Source organism: Pedobacter sp. (assembly GCF_031119335.1).
In the GTDB taxonomy this organism is placed as follows: domain Bacteria; phylum Bacteroidota; class Bacteroidia; order Sphingobacteriales; family Sphingobacteriaceae; genus Pedobacter.
Window position 1 is genome coordinate 167,900 of sequence record NZ_JAVHXT010000004.1, and the last position, 12,645, is coordinate 180,544.

The following is a 12,645-nucleotide window of genomic DNA, read 5'->3' on the forward strand; positions in this document are numbered from 1 at the left end:
ACAAAGTGTAAAAAATACACTTACGTAATATTTTAATTACCCTCCTTTTTATCAACAGGCTTTAAGTATTTTTATTACAACCAAATATCCACACGTAATGAAATCTATTAAACTGCTGCTAATCTGCTTAGCTCCTTTTTTCACCTTTGCACAAAACAAATTTTTCACTACCAAAGGCAAAGATATTATTGACCCTAATGGAAATCCAATTGTATTGAAAGGCACAAACTTGGGAAATTGGCTTGTACCAGAAGGTTATATGTTTAAGTTCAAAGATGTTTCTTCTCCGAGGTTGATTAACCAAGTGATAACCGAACTGATTGGACCAGACAAAGCAGCAGATTTTTGGGAGAAATATCTCAACAACTACATTACCAAAGGTGATATCCAATATTTAAAACGTAGTGGAACGAACTCTGTGCGTATTCCTTTTCATTACAAAATGTTTACCACAGAAAGTTACTTGGGCTCAAACAATCCCAACCGAGGATTTGAACTTTTAGACAAAGTAATAGCTTGGTGTAAGGAAGAAAACTTACCGGTAATTTTAGACATGCACTGTGCACCAGGCGGACAAACCGGAGATAACATTGACGACAGTGATGGCTATCCTTTTTTATTTGAAAGTCCGAAAAGCCAAGCGCTTACGATTGCCATTTGGAAACGAATTGCACAACATTATAAAAATGAAAAAACTGTACTCGGTTATGATTTACTAAACGAACCCATCGCACATTTCTTCGACAACAAAGAAGCACTAAATAAAAACCTAGAACCATTGTACAAAGCTATCACAGCAGAAATTAGAAAGGTTGACAAAAACCATATAATCTTTTTAGGTGGCGCACAATGGAATTCCAATTTCAAAGTTTTCGGAAAACCATTTGATGACAAGCTAGTGTATAGCTTCCATAAATATTGGACGGCTACAACGCAAGATGTTATCCAAGAGTATCTGGATTATAGCGAAAAATATCAGGTACCAATTCACGTTGGAGAAACCGGAGAAAACAACGACCAATGGATTTTGGAGTTTAGAACCTTGATGGACAAACACGCCATTAGCTGGCACTTTTGGCCTTACAAAAAGATGAATGCTAAAAGTAGTTTGGCTACTTTTCCAACACCAGCAAATTACGACTTGCTTATTAAATACGCCGACCAACCTAAAGCCAATTTTGCTGACATCAGAAAATATGCGCCAAAAGATAGAACTGCTATTGAAACTGTTTTAAATCAGTTGTTAGAGAATTGCAGGTTTGATAATGCAACTACCAATGATGGGTATTTGAGTGGTTTAGGGTTGAGGACAGGAAAATAATCAGTAAGCTGTAAGGTCGAGCCTGTGTGTTCGCCCCCTTGAGATGATGTAAAATATTGGGCGAATATCTTGCACTTACATAGGCGAACACATTGGTTCGCCCTTACTACATTTCTTTCTTCAAAAATTTACCCGTTAAACTAATTGGGTTTTCAATTAATCCCTCTGGTGTGCCTTCGAAAATAATTCTTCCACCACCTGCGCCACCTTCTTCACCTAAATCAATTACCCAATCGGCTACTTTAACCACATCTAAGTTATGCTCGATTACCAGAACTGTATTGCCTTTATCCACCAACGAATTTAATACACCTAACAACACCGCAATATCTTCAAAATGCAATCCTGTAGTAGGTTCATCTAAAATATAGAAGGTTTTACCAGTGTCTTTTTTGGAAAGCTCCGTCGCCAGTTTCACACGTTGAGCTTCACCACCCGATAATGTGGTAGAAGCCTGCCCTAAACGGATATAACCTAAACCAACATCGTTCAGTGTTTTTATTTTACGATAGATAGAAGGCATGTGCTCGAAGAAATGACAAGCATCCTCGATACTCATATCCAACACATCGCTAATCGATTTGCCTTTGTAACGCACCTCTAAAGTTTCACGATTGTATCTTCTGCCACCACATTCTTCGCAAGGCACCTGTACATCCGGCAAGAAATTCATCTCAATTACCTTCATCCCTGCACCTTGGCAAGTTTCGCATCTTCCACCTTTAACGTTGAAAGAAAAACGACCAGGTTTGTAGCCCCTAATCTTCGCCTCTGGCAGAGCCACAAACAAATTCCTGATATCAGAAAAAACACCGGTATAAGTTGATGGGTTAGAACGTGGTGTACGACCAATTGGTGCTTGGTCAATCTCAATTACCTTATCAATTTCTTTTAAACCCGTTACTTTCTCGTAAGCCAAAGGTTTTTTCTTCGCTCTAAAGAAATGATGATTTAAAATTGGATATAAAGTCTCGGTAATTAAACTCGATTTACCACTTCCGGAAACCCCAGTAACCGCAATAAATTTACCCAAAGGAAAATCTACAGAAACCTCTTTCAAATTATGCCCCGTAGCTTTGATAATTCCTAAGTGATGACCATTACCTTCCCTACGCTTCTTAGGAACTTCAATTCCTTTTTTGCCATTCAAATAAAAAGCCGTTAAAGTGCCCGATTTTAAAATTTGTGATGGCGTGCCCTGCGCTACAATCTGTCCGCCGTGTACACCCGCCGCTGGACCAACATCAATCACATGGTCTGCCTCTAAAATCATATCCTTATCGTGTTCTACCACCAAAACGGTATTGCCTAAATCACGTAAGTTCTTTAATGCTGTAATTAAACGTTCGTTGTCACGTTGGTGCAAACCGATACTTGGCTCATCCAAAATGTACATTACATTCATCAATTGCGAACCAATCTGTGTTGCCAAACGAATACGTTGTGCCTCGCCACCAGAAAGTGTACGCGAAGTACGGTCTAAAGTAAGGTAGTTTAAACCCACATCTAGCAAGAAACCAATACGAGCTCTAATTTCTTTCAGTATCTCCCTCGCAATAGTATTTTGGCGTTCATTCAATCTTTCTTCTACTCCATCAAACCATTGGTGTAAATTGGCTACATCCATGGTAGCCAGCTCAGAAATATTCTTGCCATCAACCTTGAAATGCAAGCTTTCCTTTTTCAAGCGGGCACCATAGCAATCAGGGCAAGTTTCTAACCTACGGAAAGCTTCCATATCATCCGAACCGCCTTCGCCCCTTTTCTCCTGCTGCTCTTCTAATAATTTGATGATACCATCGAAAGTAACTTGGTAGTTCTGTACGTTCCATTTGTTGTAGGTTACTTCCACCGAAATCAAATCTGGCGCACCTTTCAAAAGAATATCAATATGTTCTTCGCTCAGTTTTTCCAAAGGTGTAGATAAAGAGAAATTGTACTTTTTACCCAATGCCTTTAACACTTGGAAAACCCAAATATCACGATACTCACCCAGCGGAGCCAAACCACCGTTCAAGATGCTAAGCTTCATATTTGGCATGATAGATTTTTTATCTACCACGAAAATATACCCCAAACCATCGCAAGTTTCGCAAGCACCATAAGGCGAGTTAAACGAAAAACTATTTGGCTGAGGTTCATCGTAAGAAATACCCGTAGTTGGGCACATCAAAAACTTACTGAAATGCGCTACATTATTTTCTTTATCGCTGATTTTAATGATGCCCTTGCCTAAACGCATGGCAGTTTGAATACTATCCAACAAACGTTTGTGGTCTTTCGGGTCTATGATTAAACGGTCTACCACAATTTCGATATCGTGGATTTTATAACGGTCAACCTGCATTTTCGGGGCAATGTCTTGGATTTCGCCATCAACACGCACCTTCACATAACCTTGCTTACGAATTTGTTCGAACAACTCTCGGTAATGCCCTTTACGTCCTTTTACCACTGGAGCCAAAATATTCACTGCCGATTTCTCGAACTTCTTGTAAATGTTCTGCAAAATTTGGTCTTCGCTCATGCGCTCCATTTTTTCGCCAGTATTGTACGAAAAAGCATCGCCTACACGAGCATACAGTAAACGCATAAAATCGTAGATTTCCGTAATGGTGCCCACTGTAGAACGTGGGTTTTTGCTCGTCGTTTTTTGCTCAATGGCAATTACCGGACTTAAACCAGAAACCTTATCTACATCGGGGCGTTCCATACCGCCCATAAACTGACGCGAATAAGCGCTAAAAGTTTCCATATAACGGCGCTGCCCTTCGGCATAAATCGTATCAAACGCCAAAGATGACTTACCACTACCACTTAGCCCAGTAATAACCACCATTTTATTGCGTGGAAAACTAACGTCTATGTTCTTTAGATTGTGCACCCTTGCACCGTAAACTTCCACTTCTTTTTGCTCGCCCAAATCTACGTGGTTCTTCGCCATATGTTATTCGCTCCGTTTTAAATATACTTTCTTTACTTAAACACATAGAAACATAGCTTATAACTATGTTTAACTAATACGCTAAAGAATTTTAGATTAAAGTGCTATGTGCCTATGTGGTAAAAAATAGCTTGCAAAATTAGCGAATTTTAAGCACAAAAACTATGGATACAAATACTTAAAACACTTATAAATCAAGAAATAGCAAGTCTTTACATTCATATAACTTCTCGTCATAAACCATTAAGAAAAAATGAAAGTAAAATAGATTTTTCTTCTATTAATCCCTTTTGCTTTCAGTTAAATGTTCCTGATCCTTCAAACAAAATATATTGATGTCTTTATAGAACCCCCATTTAACCAACTAGTCTACATCTGTCATTAAAATAAACTAAGTACTCTTGCTTATGAGGTATAAAAAGCATGTACAATTTGAACATCCATTTTGCGTTTACGAACTAATTTATACAATATTTAATCTACTGGAAATAAATTCATTATTACTAAAAAAAGTATATCTTACACCAAATTCTCTATATAGAGAAACCTGCAAACTAAAACCAACAAACTAACAATGCATTTCTTTGAAAAAGTATTGCAACCGCCTACATACGGCTGGAAAGACCTAAATGGCAATTTAATTAAACCAACAACCACTCAAATCCTAGGAGAATTTTTTAGTAGATTAAATGTTTTTAAGGATAAAAAAAATTGGCTTCCGCTTTTTAGCTGGCTTAAAATCTTATGTTTAATCCCCTTTTTCTTTATCTTTTTAATTAATTACCTAGAATGGTGGACAATTTTAGCTGCCTTTGTTTACAGCATGATCATTATGGGAACACATGGTACTATTTGGCACCATAGATACTGTACTCACGGAGCATATACTTTCAAAAATAAATTTTGGCGTTTTTTTACACAAAACCTAACTATAAACGTAATTCCAGAGGAGATCTACGTAGTTTCTCATCATGTTCACCACTCCTTATCAGATAAACCCGGGGATCCTTACAATGCGCAAGCTGGTTTTTTGTATTGTTTTCTTGCCGATGTAAATCATCAGCCTATAGCTAAAGACCTAAACGAAGCTGAATTTAGCCGTGTGCAAAAATTGATGGAGCATACTGGTGTGAAATCAAATACTTATGCAGACTACCTAAGATGGGGCTCGTATGTTACTCCAAAAGGAGCTATTCTATCTTGGTTGTTAAACTGGACATTTTGGTACGTTACATTTTATTTAATAGGCGGACATGCTTTAGCCTGTACCCTATTTGGTGCTGCTGGTTTTTGGGGCATTGGTGTGCGTACTTTTAATTATGAAGGTCATGGCAAAGGCGAAGACAAAAAGAAAGTAGGTACTGACTACAATTGGAAAGACAATTCTATCAATCAATTGTGGCCGGGTTTTGTTGCTGGCGAATGGCATAATAACCATCATTTATATCCAAAAAGCGCTAGAAGTGGATTTAAACCTCATCAAATTGATTTGGCTTGGTACTACATCAAAATGATGCACACTTTTGGGGCTGTTAAGCATTATAAAGATTTTAAAAAGCAATTTTACGTTAAGTATTATTCGCCGGCAGCTTGTGAAAAACAACCTAATCTCACAGAAAAGTTCACTTAAAATTAGCTACAGCAAATAAGCTTAAATTTCTGCAAGGGAAAATACTTAAGTGGGTGGAAACACCCGCCTACAGACTAAGTTTGGTATCCTTGAACTTGTTCCAATTTATCGGAAAACTCAACCATAAAATATTGATATCATTTTTAAACAATTTCTAAACCATTAAGAAATTAAGGCACATTAAGTCTTAACTGCTCATAACTCCTTAATGGTTGAAATATTTTGAAGCGCAGAAACAATGCTATTTACATCGTTCGTCCCGCTTTACGTTTCTGCCGATGAAAAATCGGCATCCACTACAATCGGGGCTACAAAACAAAAAAGGGAGTTAAATTAACCCCCTTCGTAAGCATAAACCATTTTCTGCTTTGCTTTAATTTTATTCCCCACACGGCGCAAGTGGTCTTGCAGCGTGCTGTGTTCTTTATCTACCACGGCAATTAATGCCGCTTTTTGATAATGTTGTTTCGCCAATACAAAATCTTGTCGCTGCTCTTCATATAAACCCAATGTTTCATAAATTGCCGAGAGGTTTACTCCTGCTGTTTTCAAGGCAGTTTCAGCAACCTGACTTATCGTTTTGTGCAATTGCAAACTGACCAATAGTTTCAGATAATCCTCGTACACATCTGGGAAATTAGTATCTAGCGCTAAGCTGGTTTTATAATAATATCCTGCCGCTTGGAAATCCTTCAAATAGTAGTGATAAATTACGCCGATGCTATAATATGCTCTGGCGTAGTTTTCATCTTCGGCAATAATTGCACGAAGCAAATGAAGTGCTTTTGGAGTTTCGCCATAATTTAGCTCTTCCATGGCCTGCAGATATTTTTCTTCTACAGTATATAAAATGTCCATCATATAATTGTGAGCTTGATGCAAACATCAAGTCGTTTTAAACTTTAATAATAATTGAAATTGTGTTGAAAGCGTTTTAGAAAGGCTGTTTTAGTAGCCCGAGATAAAGCTAAAGTCAATACCCAAGCTACTTGGCCAATAAGACTGGCAAGCGCATTGTTTTTGGATATGTATTAGACGTAACATTGGTATAATTTTCGGCAAAGATAGTAAATATTTAAAAACGAAGGATTTAAATATTAAAACATTAAGTCTTAACTTTTCTTAATTGCTTAATGGTTGAAATATTTTGAAGCGCAATTACAATGCTATTTACATCGTTCGTCCCGCTTTTCGTTACAATCTTTTTTGTGTTCTAATGCCGTCATTTCGAACGCAGAGAGAAATCTACAAGTTAAATGCTTCTATCTAACAGATTTCTCCTCGTTCCTCGTCGAAATGACGCAACAAAAAAGTATTTCCACTACAATCGGGGCTATTGAACGAATAACTTTGCTATTCAACCCAGCCAAGCACCGCAACCTTTGTAAAATAAACCTTGGCGAAGCGGTTATGCGAAATGGAGCGCAGCGCAATGAAGCATTAGAGCGAAGCAAAGGACTACATTAGCCGAAGAACTACAGATTTTGCTTTTCAAAAAAATCAATTTCGGTTCGTGAGCACACCAACCGATAGACGGAAAATTATTCATTATAGTGTAGAGACAGAAAATCTTCTGTCTTTATGAAATTTGCAGACCACAAAAAATTAGGTAGCTTTGACAATGGAATTGCCATGATGTGGCTTTATAACAAAACAAGTTTATGATTATTGAACCTAGAATGCGTGGTTTTATCTGTTTAACGGCTCACCCAGATGGTGCTGCACAAAACGTGAAAAACCAAATTGAATATGTAAAATCTAAGGGTGCTAACAACGGACCTAAAAGAGTTTTGGTAATTGGTGCTTCTACAGGCTTTGGCTTGGCATCGAGAATTACCGCAGCTTACGGCTCTGGCGCTTCTACAATTGGCGTTTATTTCGAGAAAGAACCTAAAGAAGGCAAAACGGCTTCGCCAGGTTGGTACAACACCGCAGCTTTCGAAAAACAAGCACAAGCAGATGGTTTATATGCAAAAAGCATTAATGGCGATGCATTTTCTAACGAGGTAAAGCAACAAACTATCGATTTAATCAAAGCTGATTTAGGTCAGGTAGATTTGATTATCTACAGCTTGGCTTCGCCAGTGAGAACTAACCCAAAAACTGGTGTTACGCATCGTTCTACTTTAAAGCCAATTGGCGGTACTTTTAGCGATAAAACTGTTGATTTCCACACGGGTATTGTTTCTACGGTGACGATTGAGCCTGCTAACGAAGAGGAAATTGAAAATACGGTTGCTGTAATGGGCGGCGAAGATTGGGAAATGTGGATTGATGATATGAAGGCTGCTGGTGTATTGGCCAAAGGCGCTACTACAGTTGCTTATTCGTACATCGGCCCTGCCGTTACCGAAGCGGTTTACCGTAAAGGAACCATCGGTAGAGCGAAAGATCATTTAGAGGCTACCGCTTTTACCATTACAGATAAATTAGCTGATTTGAACGGCAAAGCTTATGTTTCTGTAAATAAGGCTTTGGTTACGCAAGCGAGTTCGGCTATTCCGGTTATTCCTTTATATATTTCTTTCTTGTACAAAACGATGAAAGAAAAAGGTTTACACGAAGGTTGTATCGAGCAAATTGAGCGCTTGTTTAGCCAAAGATTATATACTGGCGGCGATGTTCCTGTAGATGAAAAAGGTCGTATCAGAATTGATGATTGGGAAATGCAAGATGATGTACAAGCTGCAGTTGCTAAACTTTGGGAAACTGCTGATACAGATACTTTACCTCAAACTGGTGACTTAGCTGGCTATAAAAAAGACTTCTTAAACCTTTTTGGTTTTGATGTGGCTGGTGTTGATTACGCTGCTGATACAAATGAAATGGTAGAGATACCGGGTTTGCAGAAAACAGAAGCTTAAATATTTTTGATTAGCTAATTATTCTTGCCGTCATTTCGAACGAGGCACGAGGAGAAATCTAACAGTTAGTTGCTGGATTTAACTGCGTTGATTTTTCAATTCTCTTCGTCGTTCCTCCTCATCGAAATGACGGCTTTTTTCAAAGCTATCAGTAGACCATTAGCTAGTTTCCCCTCGTAAAAGATTGCTTCGTGCCTCGCAATGACGACATTTTTAAGGCAATGCTAGTCATCATTAGCTAATTATCGTATCATCAAATTAGCTCATCAATAACAGATTTCTCCTCGTACCTCGTTCGAAATGACGGGCCTAACTACTTATCCGCTACTGCATAAATAGGGTCGTCGATATTTACTTCAATTGCCCCCGCTGCATTTCTTAGCAACTTTCTACTATCTGCACTGAGGTGTTTTAAAGTAACCGATTTATTGAGCTTCTTGTAACGATCCGTAATTTTATGTACCGCGTCAATAGCGCTCATATCGCTAATTCTACTTTCTTTAAAATCGATGATAATTTCGCTGGGGTCTTCCTGAACATCGAATTTTTCAAGAAATGCAGTAGTAGAACCGAAGAACAGTGGACCATAAATCTCATAGTGTTTCACTCCATTTCCATCAATATGTTTTCTAGCTCTAATTCGTCGGGCACTTTCCCAAGCAAACACCAATGCCGACATAATTACTCCTATCAGCACCGCTAAAGCCAAATTATGCAGAAACACCGTGACAGCAGCTACAATTACACCAATCAGAATATCTGCCTTGGGCATTTTTTTAATAATACGGAAACTGCTCCACTCGAAAGTGCCTATGGCTACCATCATCATCACACCAACCAAAGCTGCCATTGGCAATTTTCCAATTACTGGAGCACCGACTAAAATAATGAGCAGAATAGTTAACGAACCGATAATAGCTGACAACCTAGCTCTTGCACCAGCAGAAAGGTTGACCAAAGTCTGCGCAATCATTGGACAACCACCCATCCCAAAGAAGAAACCGTTGAGAATATTTGCAGTTCCCTGCGCCATGCTTTCTCGGTTACCATCTCCTTTGTTACCTACAATTTCATCTACTAAATTCAGTGTAAGCAAGCCCTCGGTTAAACCTACCATTGCCATAATTAAGCCAAAGGGAAATACGATTTTTAAGGTTTCGAAAGTGAATGGCACCTCTGGAATGTGAAATGGAGGAAAGCCACCAGCTACAGAAGCAATATCGCTTACCGTTTTAGTTTGGATGCCAAAAATCAGTACCACCGCAAAAACAACCATGATGGCTACCAATGATGCTGGGACTGCCTTTGTGATTTTAGGCCAAATCCACACGGTGAAGATGGTTAATGCTACCAAACCTAACATGGTATATAAAGGTGTTCCGCTTAACCATTCTTCTGTTCCTTGCACCTTAAACTGCGTTAACTGCGATATGAAAATCACAATCGCTAATCCATTTACAAAACCATACATTACAGATTGCGGCACTAGTCGGATGAATTTCCCTAGCTTAAATAAACCTACTGCAATTTGAATAATCCCTGCTACTACCACCGCAGCAAACACATATTCCAAACCATGAAGTTTCATTAGTGCAATTAAAGTAATTACCGTTGCTCCTGCTCCACCAGAAACCAGACCTGGTCTGCCTCCTAAAACAGCCGTTACTAAACCCATGATAAATGCAGCGTACAAGCCTGTTAATGGTGGAAATCCTGCTAAGATGGCGAATGAAAGCGACTCTGGTATCATCGTCATCGCAACGGTTAATCCGGCAAGTATTTCATTTTTATAATTGATTTTCTGCTTGAAATCGAAAAAGGGCATGTATGTTGGTTTTGTTGGTTACAAAAGTATTTTTTTAACCACATAGGCACATAGTTTTTTCCAATTATAATTTCTATGTGCCTATGTGGTTAAATGAGTAACTACAATTTCTTATCTTTAAACCATGTCAAATATCCAGCTCATTATAGAAGAAAGACCAAGCGATATTGGTAATTTTTTGGTAGGTCGTTTACTTCCTTTCCGGGAAAAAAGATTAGTAGGTCCGTTTTGTTTTATTGACCACATGGGACCAGCGGCAATGAATGAACATCAGAACATTGACATTGCGCCACATCCACATATTGGTTTATCTACGTTAACCTATCTTTTCGAAGGCAGCATGATGCACCGTGATGCCTTGGGTACTGAAATTGAGATTAACCCAGGTCAAGTAAATTGGATGACAGCAGGAAAAGGTATTGCCCACTCTGAACGTACACCCGAACGGTTAAGACACAGCGACAAATTTCTACATGGCTTACAGATATGGGTGGCTTTACCAAAACACCTAGAACAAATGGAACCTGAGTTTTTCCATGCCGATGGCACCGACATTCCTGCCTGGGAAGAAGATGGTGTAGATTTCAAATTGATTGCCGGAGAAGCATTCGGCAGGAAATCTCCCATTCCGGTGTACAGTCCGCTGTATTTTATTGAGATTAAAAGTGCTGAAGAAAAAACACTTAAAATAGGTGATGATTTATTTGGCGAAAGCGGCTTATATATTTTAGAAGGTAGTGTAAGCAGCGAAGGCAATACCTTTGGCCCGAAGAATTTCCTAGTAGCTAAAGATGCCAAACTTTGTGAATTTACAATCGCAGCCAACACCACTGTTTATATTTTTGGTGGACAACCCTTCCCAGAAGAACGCTTTATCTATTGGAATTTTGTTGCAAGCACTAGGGAATTAATTGAAGATGCCAAACAAAGATGGCTGAACCAAGAGTTTGGAAAAGTACCAGGAGAAACTGATTTTGTGCCCCTGCCACCACAGAGCAAGAATGTGAAGTAGTTATACAAATACTCTCCTCTAAAGAAAGCGCTAAGAAGCCAAAACCATGCCGTCATTTCGACAGCCTGTTCCTATCGTGTGGACACATCTCATTCCTCCCCCTTGAATCCCCCTCCAAAGGGGGACACGCAGCGCTTAAGCATTTTGCATATCCCCCTCTTCGAGGGGGCAGGGGGAGGAAAATGACATTTGCTAATATTTGTGTCCACACGATAGGACCGTTCGGTAACGGCACGAGGAGAACTGAAAATCAACGATTTAAATCTCTCACATAAGTATTTCTGTCTGAGATTTACTTCGTAGAACTTTCGGTTCTCACTCCACTTTGTTTCGTATCTAAATGACGACCGCCTTTTTTGACACTCTCTTTTTATTATCTCTTTTTACTCTGTCTAGGAAATTTCATTTTGTAATCTCCTCTAATTTCACCTTTGGAAATTTTATCGAGCTTACTTTTAATTAACTGCTTACGCAATAAGTTAATTTTTTCGGTAAATAACTTTCCTTCAATATGATCGTACTCATGTTGAATTACACGAGCTGCAAAGCCTGAAACTTGTTCTTCATGTTTCTGCCAATTTTCATCGTAATAACTAATTAAAACATTTGGCTTACGGAAAACTTCCTCCCTAATTTCTGGAATACTTAGGCAACCTTCGGTAAAGCCCCAAGGCTCGCCCGTCTCTTCTAAAATCTGAGCATTAATGAAAACCTTTTTGTAACGAGGCTCGTCGTCATTTTCTCCTGTATCTACTACAAACAAACGAATAGGTAAACCAATTTGCGGAGCCGCCAAGCCTACACCACTAGCATTGTACATGGTTTCCCACATATTCTCTATCAGTTCGTTAAGTTCTGGATAGTTTTCATCTATTGGTGTACAAACTTTTTTTAAAACCGGATCGCCATAGGCTACAATTGATAGTTTCATCGTTGTGTTTATCTTTTCTAGTGGTCGATGAGCTATGATGGTTTGAGAAATCCCTTTTTAAAAAGGTAAACCATCATGGTTCATGGTGCAAAGGTACAAATTTAAGGTTTAAGGTAAA

At 38.8% G+C, this 12,645-nt stretch carries 8 protein-coding genes; 4 read left to right on the forward strand and 4 right to left on the reverse strand.

The window, feature by feature from the left end:
- Positions 1–97: 97 nt before the first annotated feature.
- Entirely contained in the window at positions 98–1,321 is a 1,224-nt protein-coding gene (locus tag REI64_RS06310) for a cellulase family glycosylhydrolase (RefSeq protein ID WP_308849261.1), read from the forward strand.
- Between the two features lie 106 nt (positions 1,322–1,427).
- On the opposite strand, the gene uvrA is transcribed toward REI64_RS06310, so the two are convergent.
- Positions 1,428–4,265, reverse strand: a complete 2,838-nt coding sequence (gene uvrA / locus REI64_RS06315; protein ID WP_308849262.1) for an excinuclease ABC subunit UvrA — start codon at positions 4,263–4,265, stop codon at positions 1,428–1,430.
- A 574-nt stretch (positions 4,266–4,839) separates the two neighbouring features.
- On the opposite strand from uvrA, the gene REI64_RS06320 reads away from it, so the two are divergent.
- The gene (locus REI64_RS06320) at positions 4,840–5,895 is read left to right on the forward strand and encodes a fatty acid desaturase (RefSeq protein ID WP_308849263.1); all 1,056 of its coding nucleotides are present in this window, start codon (positions 4,840–4,842) and stop codon (positions 5,893–5,895) included.
- 333 nt (positions 5,896–6,228) lie between these two features.
- Here the strand turns inward: REI64_RS06320 and REI64_RS06325 are convergent, their stop codons facing one another.
- On the reverse strand, positions 6,229–6,756 hold the full coding sequence (locus tag REI64_RS06325; RefSeq protein WP_308849264.1) for a hypothetical protein: 528 nt from the start codon (positions 6,754–6,756) through the stop codon (positions 6,229–6,231).
- Between the two features lie 800 nt (positions 6,757–7,556).
- Here REI64_RS06325 and fabV point away from each other — a divergent pair.
- Positions 7,557–8,759: an enoyl-ACP reductase FabV gene (fabV, locus tag REI64_RS06330; protein WP_308849265.1), complete on the forward strand. Its 1,203-nt coding sequence runs from the start codon at positions 7,557–7,559 to the stop codon at positions 8,757–8,759.
- 313 nt (positions 8,760–9,072) lie between these two features.
- Here fabV and REI64_RS06335 read toward each other — a convergent pair whose 3' ends face one another.
- Positions 9,073–10,584, reverse strand: a complete 1,512-nt coding sequence (locus tag REI64_RS06335; RefSeq protein ID WP_308849266.1) for a SulP family inorganic anion transporter — start codon at positions 10,582–10,584, stop codon at positions 9,073–9,075.
- A 124-nt stretch (positions 10,585–10,708) separates the two neighbouring features.
- Between REI64_RS06335 and REI64_RS06340 the strand changes: the two genes are divergently transcribed.
- On the forward strand, positions 10,709–11,596 hold the full coding sequence (locus REI64_RS06340) for a pirin family protein (RefSeq protein ID WP_308849267.1): 888 nt from the start codon (positions 10,709–10,711) through the stop codon (positions 11,594–11,596).
- 373 nt (positions 11,597–11,969) lie between these two features.
- Here REI64_RS06340 and def read toward each other — a convergent pair whose 3' ends face one another.
- On the reverse strand, positions 11,970–12,527 hold the full coding sequence (gene def, locus REI64_RS06345; RefSeq protein WP_308849268.1) for a peptide deformylase: 558 nt from the start codon (positions 12,525–12,527) through the stop codon (positions 11,970–11,972).
- Positions 12,528–12,645: the final 118 nt, after the last annotated feature.

Coding starts and splice junctions, on each gene's coding strand:
- REI64_RS06310 (WP_308849261.1), top strand. CDS start 98: ATGAAATCTATTAAACTGCTGCTAATCTGCTTAGCTCCTTTTTTCACC.
- uvrA (WP_308849262.1), bottom strand. CDS start 4,265: ATGGCGAAGAACCACGTAGATTTGGGCGAGCAAAAAGAAGTGGAAGTT.
- REI64_RS06320 (WP_308849263.1), top strand. CDS start 4,840: ATGCATTTCTTTGAAAAAGTATTGCAACCGCCTACATACGGCTGGAAA.
- REI64_RS06325 (WP_308849264.1), bottom strand. CDS start 6,756: ATGATGGACATTTTATATACTGTAGAAGAAAAATATCTGCAGGCCATG.
- fabV (WP_308849265.1), top strand. CDS start 7,557: ATGATTATTGAACCTAGAATGCGTGGTTTTATCTGTTTAACGGCTCAC.
- REI64_RS06335 (WP_308849266.1), bottom strand. CDS start 10,584: ATGCCCTTTTTCGATTTCAAGCAGAAAATCAATTATAAAAATGAAATA.
- REI64_RS06340 (WP_308849267.1), top strand. CDS start 10,709: ATGTCAAATATCCAGCTCATTATAGAAGAAAGACCAAGCGATATTGGT.
- def (WP_308849268.1), bottom strand. CDS start 12,527: ATGAAACTATCAATTGTAGCCTATGGCGATCCGGTTTTAAAAAAAGTT.